The organism is Frigoribacterium sp. Leaf415, assembly GCF_001424645.1.
Lineage (GTDB): Bacteria > Actinomycetota > Actinomycetes > Actinomycetales > Microbacteriaceae > Frigoribacterium.
Genome location: NZ_LMQR01000001.1, coordinates 1 through 15155 on the forward strand (window position 1 = coordinate 1; position 15155 = coordinate 15155).

Genomic DNA, 15155 nt, shown 5'->3' on the forward strand with positions numbered 1-15155 from the left:
GGCGTCGTCGACGAGGCCGACAAGCTGATCGGGCACCACCGTCCACATCAGCCCCGACGCCGCGTCGCTGCTGAACCAGACCTTCAAGACCGACGCCGTCCAGGACGAGATGCTCGTCGGCGTCGCGAAGATCACCGCCGCCACGGAGTAGTACCCGTCCGGTCGGCTACCGCCGGCTCGGCCCGCCCGGCCGGCTACCGCCGCCACGGCCTGATCCGGTACGTACCGGAACACCCCCGAACCCCGTTTCGAACCATGCACCCGCTTTCTTCCGGGTTCATGGTTCGAAACGGGGTTGTTCGGCGTATGGCAGGAGGGAGCGCGCAGGTCAGGAGGCGCGGTCCGGCGAGACCGCGACGACCCGACCCGGCGGCTCGGCCGCTACTCGACCTTCTCGGTCTGCCACTTCTCGGGTGCGCGGTCACCGTTCGGGCGGACCGGCCGGACGTCGCCCACGATGGGGATCGCCCGCTTCCGCAGCGCCCAGAGGTAGCGGACGAAGAAGTGCGTGAGGGTCGAGAGCCGGTTGCCGTTGCCGAGCAGGCTCGTGATGTGGACGAACACCCACAGCAGCCAGGCGACGGGGCCGGTCATCGTGAAGCCGTTGGGCAGCTGCACCACGGCGGCGTTGGTGCCGACCGTGGCCATGGTGCCCTTGTCGTGGTACTTGAACGGCAGGAGCTTCTTGCCGGCGAGCAGGCGGACGATCTGCTCGCCGATGTGTTCGCCGCCCTGGATCGCGGGCTGGGCGAGCTGCGCGAGAGCCTCGTCGGTCGCGGCGATGTCGCCCGCGGCGAAGATGCAGTCGAGTCCCTTGACCGTGAGGTCGTCGTTGACCTGGATGCGTCCGCCGTCGGTCTGCGGCACGCCCCACGACGCGACCTCGGCGTGCGCGGCGACGCCGGTGGCCCAGATGACGAGCTCGGCCGGGATGAACTCGCCGTCGGCGGCGACGACGCCGTCGGGTCGGACCTCTTCGACACCCGTGTCGAGCCGAAGGTCGACGCCGCGCTTGCGCAGCACCTTGGCGGCGTACTTGCGCAGACGGGGGGAGAAGGGCTTGAGCAACTCACCGCTGCGGTGAACGAGGGTGATCGTGATGCTCGACGCGTCGATCTCGGGGTAGGCGTCCTTCAACGCCTGGTCGCGCAGTTCGGCCAGCGCGCCGGCCATCTCGACGCCCGTGGCGCCGCCGCCGACGATGACGACTCGCACCTCGCCGCTGCCCACAGAGGCCGCCGCGTTCTCGAGCTGCGTGAACAGCTCGTCGCGGATGCGCAGCGCCTGCGAGCGGGAGTACATCGAGTAGGCGTACTCGTAGGCGCCCTTGGTGCCGAAGTAGCTGGTGTTGACGCCGTTGGCGAGGACCAGGGCGTCGTAGGCGATCTCCTCGCCGTCGCGCAGGGTGATGATGCGCTCGTCGGCCCGGATCGTGGTGAGCAACCCGTGACGGAACTCGGCGTTCGACTGCTTGGACCGCAGGCTGCGCAGGAAGTAGGTGACGTCGCCGGCGTTGAGGCCACCCGTGGCGACCTGGTACATGAGCGGCTGGAACATGTTGTAGACGTGGCGGTCGATGAGGGTGATGCGGACGTCGGCGTCTCGCAAGGACCTCATCGCCGCGATGCCGGCGAAGCCGCCGCCGACGATGACGACGTGGGGGCGGGGGTCTGCGGTCATGGGGGTTGCTCCTGCGGTGTCGATCGTGTCGTCGGATCGTCGTCGACCCCGGTTGGCCGGACCCGAGCGGCGAGTCCGCGGCGAGTTTACTCGCCTCGAGAGGCCGTCCGTACCTCCGAGATCGATGCTCCTCGCCCCGGCTGGGGGTCTTGTCGGGACGCCCATCAGATGTTACGTTCATCGAACTACTCGCTGATCGAGTTGCTTGTCGTCCAAGTGACACGTGCCCCCGACGGCACGCCGACCCCGATCGCAGTGGCCCCGAACCCCCGGAGACCCCATGACCCCCGCAACCCGGACGTCCACGTCCGCCGAACCCACCCGCGACGCCCCCACCGAGCCGCAGTCCGGTGACGTCGCCGCCGTGCTCATCGCACTTCAGCACCTGCGGTCGCAGATCGCGTTCGTCAACGACCAGATGGCCAAACGCATCGGCGTCGGCGCGACCGACTTCCTCGCCCTGGTGCACCTCTCGGTGCAGGGCGACACCGCGCCGAAGAAGGTCGGCGAGGCGCTGGGGCTCTCGTCGGGGGCGATGACGGCCCTCGCCGACCGCCTCGAGGCGGGCGGTCTCGTGACCAGGCTGCAGCACCCCACCGACCGTCGCAGCTTCGTCCTCGCCCTGACCGACGAGGGGGCGCGGGGCGTCAACGACGCCGGCGCCACCTACGGCCGGGCCGTGCAGGAGGCGCTGCCCGCGTCCCGCAGGCCCGTCGCCGAGGCGGTCTTCCGCGACCTGGGCGACGCGCTGCGGGCACTGGCCTGGTGACGGCGACCGCCACCGCGCCTCCTGGTCACGGGGTCGGGTGGGGGCGGAGGGTCCGACGGTCTCGGCCCTGCCGTGCGACGACCCGCTAGGGTCGGCTCGTGAGACTCTCGGTGACCTGGACGGCAGGCGACGCGCAGCACGGCATGCAGGTGCATGACGACCGCCTCGTCTACGTCCTTCGCGACACCGCCGGGCGGCCCACGACCCGCGAGATCCCGGCCGACTCGCTCTCCACCGTCGACTACTCGACCGTCGGCGACCGGCCCGTCATCACGCTGAACGAGCACGACGGCACGAGCACGTCGTTCCCGTGCCCCCGCAAGATCGCCCGGGTGCTCTACCCGGCGATCAAGTGGCTCACCGTCTGACGGTCGCCTCTACGAGGTGCGCTCGAGGTCGGTGACGTGGGAGCGTCGGCGGATCGCGACCTCGCGCCTCCGGGCTCTGACCGCCCCGCGGAAGCCGACCTCGGCGACGATCGCGCCCGCGATCATCAGCGAGAAGCCGGCGAGACCGGTGGGCAGGCCGAACATCGTCGGGGCGTTCCAGTCGAAGGTGAACGCCAGCACGGCCAGGCCGATCGCCACGAGGGCGAAACCGGCGACCGACAGGCAGACGCGGCGGGCTCTCGGTGCACTCATCCGGCCAGCGTAGGCAACACCTGCCGTCCGGCAACGGCGTTCTCAGGGGACGCGGATCGTTCTGCCGCGTAGCCCTCAGCCTGTCCCGCGGCTCGGCGGGTTCACAGGAAGCAGAATTGCACTCTGGCGCTCAAAGTGCAATCATCGTCTTCGGCCACGAGGCCTCCGGCGACGTCGCCGATCACACGGAGCGACGAGACGAGGAGGCGCGCGATGGTCACGGCCACCGGCAAGACGGCCCAGCGTCGGACGCGCACCCGGTCCGAGCTGACCGCCGCCGCCCGGCGTCTGACGGCCGAGCACGGACTCGCGGGGTTCACGATCGAAGAGCTGTGCGCCTCGGTCGGCATCTCGCGCCGCACCTTCTTCAACCACTTCGCCTCGAAGGACGACGTCGTGGTCGGCGTCGCGCTCGACGAGGACGACGAGACGCTCGACGGGTACGCGTTCTCGCGACGCGACCCGCGCCTCCCGCCCTTGTCGACCGTCTTCGACGATCTCGGTGCGCTCGTCGTCGAGCGGGTCGAGAACGTCGGCCTCACCCGCGGTCGGGCGGCCGACTTCAAGGCCGCCCTCGACCGCGAGCCCCGCCTGTTCGGCGCCATGATGCGCCAGGGCGACGAGCAGCGCCGGCGCCTCGTCTCGGCCGTCGCCGCGCACGAGGGGCTCGACGAGGGCGATCCGCGCATCGACGTCGCGGTGACGCTGCTCACCGGGCTCGTGCAACGGGCCTTCGAACGCTTCTTCTTCACCGAGGGACGGGACGACGAACGGTTCGAGGCGGTCCTCGACGAGCACCTCGTCATCGCCCGCGACCTGTTCGCCACGTCGGCCGCCACGCCTCGTGGCCCCCTCGCCCCCTCTGCTTCCTCGACCCTCCCTGCCGACCACGACCGAAAGGCGCTGTGACCCAGCCATGACGACCACCACCACAGCGAAGGCCGACGCGCCCTTCCTCCTGACCAAGAGGCGCATCTGGATCATCTTCGGCGCCCTCATCTCGGGCATGCTGCTGTCGAGCCTCGACCAGACGATCGTGTCGACGGCCATGCCGACCATCGTCGGCGAGCTCGGCGGCGTCGAGCACCAGGCCTGGATCACCACGGCGTACCTGCTCGCCACGACCATCGTCATGCCGATCTACGGCAAGTTCGGTGACGTCCTCGGTCGACGCAACCTGTTCCTCACGGCGATCGCCATCTTCACCCTCGCCAGCATCGGCTGCGCCTTCGCCACCGACTTCTGGATGTTCGTCGTCTTCCGCGCGATCCAGGGCCTGGGCGGCGGTGGTCTGATGATCCTGTCGCAGGCGATCATCGCCGACATCGTCCCCGCCTCGGAGCGAGGCAAGTACCTCGGCCCGCTCGGCGCGGTCTTCGGCCTCTCGGCCATCGGCGGGCCCCTGCTCGGCGGATTCTTCGTGGACCACCTCACCTGGCAGTGGGCGTTCTACATCAACATCCCCGTCGGCATCGCCGCGTTCGTCATCACGTGGGCGGCGCTGACCCTGCCGAGCAAGAAGGCCACCAAGCGCATCGACGTGCTGGGCGTGGTGCTGCTGTCGGCGGCGACCACGTGCCTGATCTTCTTCACCGAGTTCGGCGGGCAGGACGACCACGGCTGGGGTGCTCCCGAGACCTGGCTGTGGGGCGCCGGCGTCGTGATCGCGGCGTCGCTGTTCGTACTCGTCGAGTCGCGCGCGGACGACCCGATCATCCCGCTGTCGTTCTTCCGCAACAAGGTGTTCGTGCTCGCCACCGCCGTCGGCTTCGTGCTCGGCATCGGCATGTTCTCGGCCATCGCGTTCGTGCCCACCTTCTTGCAGATGTCGTCGGGCGCCTCGGCCGCGGTCTCGGGCCTGCTGCTGCTGCCGATGATGGTCGGCCTGATCGGCACCTCGATCCTGTCGGGCAACCTGATCACCAAGACCGGCAAGTACAAGGTCTTCCCGGTCGTCGGTACGATCCTCACCGGCATCGCCATGGCCCTGTTCACGACCCTGACCGCCGACACCCCGCTCTGGCTGATCTGCGTGTTCCTCTTCCTCTTCGGTGCGGGCCTCGGCCTGATCATGCAGGTCGTCGTCCTCGTGGTGCAGAACTCGGTCGACGCGCAGAACGTCGGCACGGCGACCAGTACCAACAACTACTTCCGTGAGGTCGGTGCCGCCCTGGGCGTCGCCATCTTCGGCGCGCTGTTCACGAGCCGGCTCACCTCGAACCTGACGGACGTGTTCACGGGCGCCGGGGCCTCGGCCGGTGACGCCTCGCAGGCGACGGCCACCCTCGACCCGGCGACGCTGAACCAGCTGCCCGAGCAGATCCGTCGCCTGGTCGTCGAGGCCTACGCCGACTCGCTCGCGCCGGTCTTCGCCTACCTGATCCCGTTCATCGCGGTGGCGTTCGTCCTGTCGCTCTTCCTGCCGCAGATCAAGCTCTCCGACGTGGCGGGCATGGTGTCACGCGGTGAGGCGCTGTCGGGCGACGAGGCCGAGCAGCTCGAGGCGGCCGAGCGGGCCGCGCAGGGGCGTGGCGCGGGGCGTGCCGCGAGGCGCGGTGCCGGGACGGCGTCGGAGGCCGCGACCGCCGGTGCGGTCGCCACCGGGGCTCCGGTCGCGCCGCTCGACGGGGTCGACGAGCGGGACGAGCGAGCCGACGCCGACCGGCGGTAGCCGGTCCCGAGGACACCGTCGAGTGGACGGGACACCGCGTTCTGCGACGGTGCCCTGTCCACTCGACGGTGTTCTGCGTTCGGGCAGGGGCAGGAGCGGGCGCCGACGCGGGCGCGGGGCGCCGGGTCAGACGGCGGCGGGACCCTGGGCGGGCAGGGTCGCGGCCGCGGTCGAGGTGCGGGCGGGGGCGGACGCGAGTCGCGCCTCCTGGGCGGTGTCCCAGACGACGCCGTCGACGTCGTCCTCGCGCAGGCGCGTGGGGGTGTTGTGGGTGCTCATGGATGTCTCCTCGGGCGGGCCGTCGGGTCGGACGCGTCAGACGATGGTGCGGCACGGTGGGGTCGTGCCGCGGCCCCCAGTTCGTGGGCTGTCGATCGATCACCGTAGCCGATCGGCACGAGGTGTCGCGACCGGCGATCGAGGACCGGCACCGCGCCTCCTCGTGGCCGTTCCCTAGGATCGTGCGCATGAGTGCGCGAGGCGGAGTCCGGTGATCCACGACGTGCGGCTGGCCGGTGACGGCGTGCGGCTCGACCCGCTCGGGGTCGCCGACGCGGCCGCTCTCTGGCCGCTGACCGACGACGCGCTGTGGGCGGGCATGGTGACGCCGCGTCCGGCGAGCGTCGAGGCGTACGCCGAGCACGTGGAGGCGCAGGTCGCGAACCCGACGACCCTCGCGTTCACGGTGCGTGGCGCGGACGACGGCGAGGTGCGGGGCACGACGACGCTGTACGACCTCGTCCCGGCGCAGGGGCGGGTCGAGATCGGCAGCACCTGGTACGCCCGTGCGTTCTGGGGCGGACGGACGAACCCGGCGACGAAGCTGCTGCTGCTCGGGCACGCGTTCGACACCCTCGGGCTGAACCGGGTCGCGCTGCGCTGCGACGCCCGCAACCTGCGGAGCGCTGCGGCGATCCGCCGGTTGGGCGCCGTGCCCGAGGGGGTGCTCCGGTCGCACCGGGTCGCCGCCGACGGCACCGTGGGCGACACGGCCTACTTCTCGATCGTGCGTGGCGAATGGCCCGACGTGCGGGCCGGTCTGGAGGCGCGGCTCGCCTGAGCGGGTGGGTCGCGTGCCCGTGCTCGTGCCTGTGTTCGTGCCCGCGTCGTGCCTGTGCTCGCGCTCGCCCGCGGGGCTTCCTCTCTTCTTCTGATCCGGTACGTACCGGATCAAGGCAGGGTGATCCGATACGTACCGGATGAGGGACCGATGATCCGGTACGTACCGGATCAGGCCGGGGTGATCCGGTACGTACCGGATCAAGCGCAGGGTGAACGACTGTCCGCGACGGTGACTGTGACGGCCACGGCCACGGCCACGGCGATGGCGATGGCGATGGCGACGGTTACCGGGAGTGCGGCCGCTTCGTACGCGGCGCGTGTCCGTCGGGGACGTCAGTCGCGGATGGCCGGGGAGGCGACTCGGAGCGCCTCGAAGAGCTCGTCGGCGACGAGGTGCGCCTCGTTCGACATCAGCGTGATCGGGGCGCCGCCGTCGACGTCGACCATCACCCAGCGGCCGCCGCGGCGGCGCCGGCGTTCGTCGACCGGGGTGACACGGACGTCGTGCAGGGCGGTGGCGGGCCACTCCTCGCCCGTCACCCCACGGAGGCGCGAGATCGGGTCGGGCAGGTAGCGCAACCGCGTCGTCGACAGGGCGAAGCGACCGGGGTAGGCCGCGCCTCCTGTCGGCAGGACCCGGTCGGCGAAGGTGCCCCAGAGGAGGCGCTCGTCCGGCCCGACCGGGAGTCGTCGCCAGGACGTGATCGCGAAGACGCGCCGGACCTGGCGGACCAGGGCGACGACGTACACGATGATGAGGGCCACCATGACGTACCAGAGGCCGTCGGGGCCATCGGTCGTAAATTGCCAGGACGACTGGGCGACGAAGAGCACGGTCAGCAGCGCGCCCCAGCCGAGCGTCCACCACTGACCGCCCCGCAGCTTCTGCTCCGAGCGGCTCCGGGGTGGGTCGGGAACGGCCTTGTCCATGAGGGATTGTCTACACCAGGGGGTGTGGTGGGCCCACCTCGGGGCCTCCGGAGCCGCCGGCCGGTACCGTGACCGCATGCCCGACGAGACCTGGGTCGTGTTCGACGACGAGCCGAAGCAGCGCGTGCTGGTGCGGGCGATGCGGGTGTTCCTGCCGGCGATCGTGATCCTCGGGACGGCCGGTGCCTTCTTCTCTCGAGGCGGCGAGTCGCTGGTCGATCTGTTCGGCCCGATCGCCGTGCCGATCTCGTTCGTGTTCTGGGCGACCGCCGCCGCGGTCGGGTGGAACGTCGTGCTGTGGCTCAACGCCCCCTTCGCGATCGACCTCGAGGGTCGTCGACTGCGCATCCGCCATCGCGTGGTGCCGTTCGACCAGGTCGAGCGGGCCGAGCTCGTGGGACTCAGCGACGGCGACCGGGCCGGCCTCCTGCTCAAGATCGGCCGTCGTCGGGGGCCCACGGCGTCCGTGCTGCTGCGGGAGCGCTCGACGCCCGTGCTCGACGACGCCCGACGCGACCTGCTGATCGAGGTGATCCGCGCCTCCTCGATCGCCCGCCCGGTCAGCCCCCACGACCCGACGGGGACCTTCGGGCGGTTCAACTTCCCGGGGATGCTGGACAAGGACGGGGCCGAGCTGGTCGTCCGCGACCCGCCGGCGCCGGGCGAGTCCGCGCCGTGACGGGCCGCCGTCCTGACGTACCGCCGCCCTGACGCACGTCCTCACGAGCCACCCCGCGACGACCTACCCGCCACGAAGTGAACAGCCCGCCACGAGATGTCGTGGCGGGCTGTTCACTTCGTGGCGGCGTGACCGGTCGGTCGGGCTCGGCTCAGCGGCGACGCAGGCGCAGACGTCCGGCGACGAGGGCCCCGGCACCGGCGAGGACCGCACCGAGGGCCCAGGTCAGCGCACCCGACGGCTCCGACCCGGTGTAGGCGAGCGACGTCGCGCGGGTCGGCGTCACGGCGGCGACGCGACGCACCGGCAGTGCGGCCGGGGCGACGGTGCTCGGCGTCGTGGTGACGGGGACGGTCGCGGCGGAGGCGACCGAGAACACCACGGCGGCCGAGAAATCGCTCTCCGTCGTCAGGTCGGCGTCGAAGGTGTAGGCGTCCGTCGCGAAGTCGCCGACGGGCAGGACGAAGCGGGCCGCGAAGCGTCCGTCGGCGTCCACGGGCACCACGGCCGTCGCGGAGCCCGAGACCTCGTACGGGACGGGGTCGACGTCCACCGGGATCTCGAAGGCGATCTCGTCGCCGGTGGGCTCGGCGTCGGACGCCGGGTCGGGCTCAGCCGACGGGTCGGCGTCCGACGGCGCGTCTGTCGACGGATCGGGCAGGTCGGTGACCAGCTCGTCGGCGTCGTAGACCTCGACGAGGGCATAGCCGCCGGGTACGCCGTTCTGGCCGTTCACCGTGACGACACCGGCCGTCGCGCCGACCGGTGCGGTGAGCGCCGGGGCGGGGACGGAGGTCGTCACCGGCACGTCGGACGAGGACGAGAGGCCGCTGCCGTCCGTGACCGTGACCGTGACGAAGCCCCCGACGGCGAAGGTCGCGGGCAGCTCCACGAAGAACACGGTCGAGCCGTCCTCGTCGAAAACGGGGGAGTCGTCGAAGGTGACGTAGTCGGCATCGGCGGGCACGCCTTCGCCCGACACCGTGACGCCGACGACATCACCGGGCGTGAAGCCCTGGGCGAAGACGGGGAAGGCCTGGCCCGGGTGGGCTGCGTTGACGGGGATGAACACGAAGAGGTCGTCGACCACCATGTCGGTCGCCACTTCTGTCGGGGCGACCTCGCGGGTCGGAGCAGAGGTCTCGACCGGGGCGTCGACCTCGGGAGCGGCTGCGTCGGACGCGTCCTCCGACGATCCTGTCGCGTCGGGGACGTCGGTCGGGAGTGTTGCCGGGGCGACGGCCTGGGCGCCGGGTCCGGCTGGCTCGGCCGCTGCCGGTGAGGCATCGCCCGGGACGGCGACGGCGGAGACGCTCGTCGAGTCGCCCGTCGTCGTGGTGCCGGTCGTGGCGTCGGTCGTGGCCTCGGCGGCCACGGGGTCGCCGTCGGCGGCGAAGGCCGTGGCGGGCGTGAGGACGAGGGCCGCGGCGAGGACGACGGCGGGCAGGGCGGTGGCGGCGCCGAGGCGGCGTGATCTGGACATGGTTCCCCCGGGACGAGTGGTGCCGCGCGTCGGGTGAGCGCGGTCGGTCGACTGTAGACAGCCCTGTCGGGCAGGTCGAGGGGGCGGATCGTCCCCAGGGTCCGCCGTGATGAGACCGTGACCGATTTGTCCCCCGGACGACTCGCGAGCGGGTACGGCGTCACTCCCCGAGATGTCACGACGTGCCGCTCAGCTCCGGACGTGAGCGGCAGGTCGTGACATCTCGGTCGGTTGGTCCGGGCCTCAGGCGCCGATGAGCTCGAGGGTGATGCGGCCGGCCCGCAGGTCGCGGTCGCGCATCACGGTGAGCTCGGTGCGGATCTGGGCCGTGAACGCCGTCGTCATGGGGTTCGGTCGCCCCGAGAGCCAGAGCATCGAGAGGGCCGTGCGGGCCCAGTCCTCGGCGATCGTGACGAACCGGACGCCGGGGATCGGGATGTAGGACGACAGGTAGGGCATGAGCGAGACGCCGAGGCCGCAGGCGACCGTGCTCAGCATCGAGAGGTCGTTCACCGCGTGGATGGGGATGCGCGGGTTGAAACCGGCCCGGACGCACGACATCACGATGCGGTCGTAGGCCTGGGGTGCGTCCTCGCGGTTGAACATGATGAAGTCGTCGTCGGCCAGCTCGCCCAGGGGTACCGAGGTCTCACCGGCCAGCCGGTGCGTGTCGGGCAGGGCCACGACCAAGGGCTCGAGCGCCAGCTGCTCGACCTCGAACCGGTCGTCGATCGAGCGCACGCGCGTGAAGCCCAGGTCGACCGAGCCCCGCACGAGGTCGGACAGGATCGCCTGCTCCTCGCTCTCCTCGACCAGCACCCGGGCACCCGGGTGCGACGCCGAGAACGCCCGCACCACGGTCGGCAGCAGCCCGGCGAGAACCGAGCTGATGCTGCCCACCCGCAGCGGCTGCACGTCGGCCACGACCGAGTCGAGCAGCGACTCGGTCTGCTCGATCTGGTGCAGGATGCGCTTGCCCTCACGCTTGAGCAGCTCGCCCGCGGGGGTCAACCGCGGGGCCGTGCGCGCCTGCCGCTCGAACAACCGCGTGCCGAGCTTCGCCTCGAGCCGCGAGATCGCCTGGCTGAGCGGCGGCTGGCTCATCTGCAGCCGCGCCGCGGCCTTCGTGAACGAGAGGTCGTCGGCGACCGCCATGAAGTAGGTGAGCTCTCGGATCTCCATCGTCGGCCTCTCGTCGGTCACGCCTCATACGCAGCGGGTATCAGATCATCCCTTTTTGGTATTTGAGAGCGCAAGCGTCGGCTCGATAGACAGGCTCCATGAACGACGCCACCAGCGCCTCCTCGGCACCCGGACCCCTCGACCCGCCCCTCGACGCCGACGTCATCGTCGTCGGTCTCGGCGCCTGGGGAGCCCAGGCGCTCTGGCGGCTGGCCGAGCGCGGGCAGCGCGTGATCGGCGTCGAGCGCTTCGGCATCGGCCACCCGATGGGCTCGACCCACGGCGCGACCCGGCTGTTCCGCATCGCCTGCATGGAGCACCCGGGGCTCGCCCCGATCGCGACCCGCGCCCGCGACCTCTGGTACGACCTGGGTGAGCGCACCGGACAGACCCTGTTGCGTCAGACGGGCGGCGTCATGGTCGGCCCCCGCGACGGTCACGTCGTCGCCGGCACCCTGCGAGCCGTCCACGAGGCCGGGCTCGAGTCGACCGTGTTCGAGCACGACGAACTCGTCGCCCGCTTCCCGCAGTACGCCGGTTTCGGCCCGGACGACATCGGCGTGTGGGACCCGGCCGCCGGCATCAGCTACCCCGAGAAGGGCGTGCGGGCCGCGGTCGAGGTGGCCCGGTCGCTCGGGGCGACGGTGCTGACCGACACCCGGGTGACATCGATCGACCCGGTCGAAGGGGGAGTCGAGGTCACGGCCGGCGGACGGGTGCTGCGGGCCGCCCGCGTCGTGGTGACGCTCGGCGCCTGGACCCCGCAGTTCGTCGACCATCCGCTCGTCGCCCGCCGCACCCCGCTGTTCTGGTTCGAGGGCACGACTCCCGAGGCGACGGCACCGGGCGGCGACTTCGACCTCGCGGCGTTCCCGGTGTTCATCCGCCAGCTGCCCGACGGCACCACCCTCTGGGGTCACGGCGCGGACCACGGCGACGGCGACGGCTACGCCGTCAAGATCGGGCTCGAGGACTCGGGCGGCGCCTTCGAGGACGCCGAGGCCGACACGGTCGACCGGTACATCCACCCCGCGGCGGATTACGGCATGCTCTCGGCGGCCGTGGCCCGAGCCTTCCCGGGGCTCGACCCGACCCCCGCCAAGGCGATCGCCTGCATGGTGACGAACTCGCCCGACCGCCAGTTCGTCATCGGCCACCCGGGCGGCGACCCCCGCGTCGTCGTCGCCGGCGGCGACAGCGGCCACGGTTTCAAGCACGCCCCCGCGATCGGTGAGCTGCTCGCCCAGCTCGCCGTCGACGAGGAACCGTTCACCGACATCGACTTCATGAGCCCGGACCGCGGCTACGACGGCACGTCCTGGCTCGACGAGGACGACCACGAGGCCACCCGCGCCGCGACAGCAGACCCGGCCGCGGCGGCCGACGCGACCGAGCGCCTGACGGTGCCGTCCTGACCCGGCCGACCCGCGCCTCCCGAACCCACCCCGCACTCCCCTCGCACCGCACCGCCTCGCATCGCCCCGCCTCGCATCGCCCCGACAGGAGAGAACCATGACCAGACGAACGACCACCCGCCTCACGGCCGCCCTCGCCGCGGTCGCAGCCCTCGGCCTCGCCCTGACCGCCTGCTCGTCGGGCGGGGCCGAGGCCGGCGCCTCGAACGAATTGGGCACCATCTCGGCCGGCACGCTGCGCATCGGCACGACCGGCGACACCAAGCCGTACGCCTACACCGAGGACGGCGAGCTGCAGGGCTTCGACGTCGAGATGGCGAAGGAGGTCGCCAAGCGCCTCGGGCTGAAGACCGAGTTCGTCACGCAGGAGTTCTCGGCCCTGCTGCCCGCCGTCGCCAACGGGCAGCTCGACATGGCCGCCGCGTCCATCAGCGACACCGAGGAGCGCGAGAAGACCGTCGACTTCAGCGACCACTACTTCATCGGGTACATCTCGGTGCTGGCCGCAGACGGCTCGGGCATCACCGACGACGAGTCCTCGCTCGACGGCAAGCGGCTCGGCATCGTCCAGGGCACGATCCAGGACAGCTACGCCCAGGAGAACTTCACCGGCGCCGAGCTCGTCCGCTTCCCCGACAACAACAGTGCCGTCGCGGCGCTGAGCTCGGGCACGATCGACGCGCACTTCCTCGACTTCCCCGTGGCCGAGGAGTACGCGGCGGCGTCGAACGGCTCGCAGAGCATCGCGATCAACGTCGCCGTGCCCGAGTTCCCGGTCGGCTTCCCGATCGCGAAGGGCAACGACGCGCTGAAGACCGCCGTGGACGGGGCCGTGGCCGACATCGTCGCCGACGGCACCTGGCTCGAGATCGACCAGAAGTTCTTCCCGGACCAGCCCGTCCCCGACGAGTTCCAGCCGAGCGAGTGAGCGGGGTGCGACCGTGAACTTCTCCGACGCGCTGGCCAACATCGGACGCAGTTTCTTCGACGGCGAGGCGATGCTGCGCACGCTGCCCGACATGCTCGCCTACGGGGTGTGGAACACGCTGCTGCTGGCGATCTGCGCCACGGCGATCGGCGTCGTGGTCGGCCTGCTGCTCGCCGTGATGGGCACGAGTCGTCACCTCCTGCCCCGCGTGCTCAGCCGCATCTACACCGACGTGTTCCGTGGGCTCCCCGCCATCCTGACGATCCTGCTCATCGGGACGGGCTTGTCGCCGCTGTTCAACCTGTTCACGCGGGGCAACCCGTACCCGCTGGGCATCCTGGCGCTCAGCCTGATCGCCAGCGCCTACATCGGCGAGATCTTCCGGGCCGGCATCCTCGCGGTCGACCGCGGCCAGCTCGAGGCGTCCCGGGCGCTCGGCATGAGCCACGGCGACTCGATGCGGCTCGTCGTGATCCCGCAGGGCATCCGTCAGGTGCTGCCGTCGCTGGTGAACCAGTTCATCGCCATCGTGAAGGACTCGTCGCTCGTGTACTTCCTCGGGCTGATCACGTCGCAGCGCGAGCTGTTCCGCATCGGCCAGGACGCGGCCATCACGAACGGCAACCTCTCTCCGCTGGTGCTGGCGGGCGTGTTCTACCTGATCATCACGGTGCCGTTGACGCACCTGGTCAACGTCATCGACCGCCGGCTGCGCGAGGGCCGCTCGTTCGGACGGCGTCCGTCGGGCGCGGTTCCGCCGGGCACCCCGCCGTCGCCCTCGGCCTTGGCATCGGCCTCGGCCTCGGCATCGTCGGCACCGGCCGCGGACGCCGCGGGCGCCCCCTCGGCCGCGGGCGCCCCCACCACCGAACCCCTCGCCCCCGCCACGTCAGGAGCCCCTCGATGACCACCCTCACCGCGCCACCGGCCGTGCCCTCGGTGCAGACCGCCGGCGCCCTCGAGATCCGGGGGCTGACCAAGGACTTCGGGGCCACCCGGGTGCTGCACGGCATCGACCTCGTGGTGCCCGCCGGCACGACGACCTGCATCATCGGCCCGTCGGGGTCGGGCAAGTCGACGGTGTTGCGCTGCGTCAACCGCCTCGAGGAGCCCTCGGGCGGCGAGGTGCTGCTCGACGGGACGGACGTGCTGCACGGCTCCGAGGACGCGTTGCGTCGTCGGGTCGGCATGGTGTTCCAGCACTTCAACCTGTTCCCGCACCGGACGGTGCTCGACAACATCGTGCTGCCGCTGCGTCGGGTCCGTCGGGTGTCGAAGGCCGAGGCCCGACGGGTCGCGCTCGAACGCCTCACCGAGGTCGGGCTCGCCGAGAAGGCCGACGTCCGGCCCGCGTCGCTCTCGGGAGGCCAGAAGCAGCGCGTCGCCATCGCCCGGGCCCTGGCGCTCGGACCCGAGGTGATGCTCTTCGACGAGGCCACGTCGGCGCTCGACCCCGAGCTGGTGAAGGGCGTGCTCGCCCTGATGAAGGGGCTGGCCGGTGCGGGCATGACCATGGTCGTGGTCACCCACGAGATGGGCTTCGCCCGCGAGGCCGCCGACCAGGTCGTCTTCATGGACCGCGGCGTCGTCGTCGAGGCCGGGCCGCCGGCCCAACTCTTCGACCACCCGCGCACCGACCGGCTGAAGACGTTCCTCGACCAGGTGCTCTGAACCGAGGGACCCGAGGAGGCGCGGTGTCGGCGGGGCCGGAACCG

Annotated in this window: 16 protein-coding genes; 10 read left to right on the plus strand and 6 right to left on the minus strand. The window is 71.3% G+C overall.

The genetic code is table 11. From position 1 onward, the window contains the following. Positions 1-381: 381 nt before the first annotated feature. Positions 382-1680, minus strand: coding sequence for an NAD(P)/FAD-dependent oxidoreductase (locus ASG28_RS00005; RefSeq protein WP_055970714.1), 1299 nt, complete (start codon positions 1678-1680; stop codon positions 382-384). Positions 1681-1960: 280 nt separating this feature from the next. On the opposite strand from ASG28_RS00005, the gene ASG28_RS00010 reads away from it, so the two are divergent. Both ASG28_RS00010 and ASG28_RS00015 read left to right on the plus strand, forming a co-directional pair. Beyond that, positions 1961-2449 (plus strand): MarR family winged helix-turn-helix transcriptional regulator, encoded by a 489-nt coding sequence (locus ASG28_RS00010; protein WP_055970716.1) that lies wholly within the window; start codon positions 1961-1963, stop codon positions 2447-2449. Positions 2450-2547: 98 nt separating this feature from the next. After that, positions 2548-2817, plus strand: a complete 270-nt coding sequence (locus tag ASG28_RS00015) for a hypothetical protein (RefSeq protein WP_055970718.1) — start codon at positions 2548-2550, stop codon at positions 2815-2817. Between the two features lie 9 nt (positions 2818-2826). Here the strand turns inward: ASG28_RS00015 and ASG28_RS00020 are convergent, their stop codons facing one another. Next, on the minus strand, positions 2827-3090 hold the full coding sequence (locus tag ASG28_RS00020) for a hypothetical protein (protein WP_055970720.1): 264 nt from the start codon (positions 3088-3090) through the stop codon (positions 2827-2829). A 213-nt stretch (positions 3091-3303) separates the two neighbouring features. Between ASG28_RS00020 and ASG28_RS00025 the strand changes: the two genes are divergently transcribed. Both ASG28_RS00025 and ASG28_RS00030 read left to right on the plus strand, forming a co-directional pair. Beyond that, positions 3304-3999, plus strand: coding sequence for a TetR/AcrR family transcriptional regulator (locus ASG28_RS00025; RefSeq protein ID WP_055970722.1), 696 nt, complete (start codon positions 3304-3306; stop codon positions 3997-3999). Between the two features lie 7 nt (positions 4000-4006). Further along, positions 4007-5761, plus strand: coding sequence for an MDR family MFS transporter (locus tag ASG28_RS00030; protein ID WP_082454133.1), 1755 nt, complete (start codon positions 4007-4009; stop codon positions 5759-5761). A 126-nt stretch (positions 5762-5887) separates the two neighbouring features. Here the strand turns inward: ASG28_RS00030 and ASG28_RS16270 are convergent, their stop codons facing one another. Beyond that, positions 5888-6040: a hypothetical protein gene (locus ASG28_RS16270; protein ID WP_157485580.1), complete on the minus strand. Its 153-nt coding sequence runs from the start codon at positions 6038-6040 to the stop codon at positions 5888-5890. 211 nt (positions 6041-6251) lie between these two features. Between ASG28_RS16270 and ASG28_RS00035 the strand changes: the two genes are divergently transcribed. Next, a complete protein-coding gene (locus ASG28_RS00035; protein ID WP_055970723.1) occupies positions 6252-6821 on the plus strand; it encodes a GNAT family N-acetyltransferase in 570 nt (189 codons plus the stop codon). Positions 6822-7156: 335 nt separating this feature from the next. On the opposite strand, the gene ASG28_RS00040 is transcribed toward ASG28_RS00035, so the two are convergent. Continuing rightward, positions 7157-7753, minus strand: coding sequence for a hypothetical protein (locus ASG28_RS00040; protein ID WP_055970725.1), 597 nt, complete (start codon positions 7751-7753; stop codon positions 7157-7159). A 76-nt stretch (positions 7754-7829) separates the two neighbouring features. Between ASG28_RS00040 and ASG28_RS00045 the strand changes: the two genes are divergently transcribed. Further along, on the plus strand, positions 7830-8432 hold the full coding sequence (locus ASG28_RS00045; protein WP_157485581.1) for a hypothetical protein: 603 nt from the start codon (positions 7830-7832) through the stop codon (positions 8430-8432). Between the two features lie 151 nt (positions 8433-8583). On the opposite strand, the gene ASG28_RS00050 is transcribed toward ASG28_RS00045, so the two are convergent. Further along, positions 8584-9915, minus strand: a complete 1332-nt coding sequence (locus tag ASG28_RS00050) for a hypothetical protein (protein ID WP_055970730.1) — start codon at positions 9913-9915, stop codon at positions 8584-8586. Between the two features lie 243 nt (positions 9916-10158). After that, positions 10159-11118: a LysR family transcriptional regulator gene (locus ASG28_RS00055; protein WP_157485582.1), complete on the minus strand. Its 960-nt coding sequence runs from the start codon at positions 11116-11118 to the stop codon at positions 10159-10161. Positions 11119-11195: 77 nt separating this feature from the next. On the opposite strand from ASG28_RS00055, the gene solA reads away from it, so the two are divergent. From solA to ASG28_RS00075, 4 genes are all read left to right on the plus strand, one after another. Beyond that, a complete protein-coding gene (solA, locus tag ASG28_RS00060) occupies positions 11196-12512 on the plus strand; it encodes an N-methyl-L-tryptophan oxidase (protein WP_082454134.1) in 1317 nt (438 codons plus the stop codon). Between the two features lie 97 nt (positions 12513-12609). After that, a complete protein-coding gene (locus ASG28_RS00065) occupies positions 12610-13440 on the plus strand; it encodes an ABC transporter substrate-binding protein (protein ID WP_055970735.1) in 831 nt (276 codons plus the stop codon). 70 nt (positions 13441-13510) lie between these two features. Next, complete coding sequence (locus tag ASG28_RS00070) at positions 13511-14347, plus strand: amino acid ABC transporter permease (protein ID WP_082454677.1); 837 nt, start codon at positions 13511-13513, stop codon at positions 14345-14347. Next, positions 14344-15111: an amino acid ABC transporter ATP-binding protein gene (locus ASG28_RS00075; protein WP_055970737.1), complete on the plus strand. Its 768-nt coding sequence runs from the start codon at positions 14344-14346 to the stop codon at positions 15109-15111. Before ASG28_RS00070 ends, ASG28_RS00075 begins: the two co-directional genes overlap by 4 nt. Positions 15112-15155 lie beyond the last annotated feature (44 nt).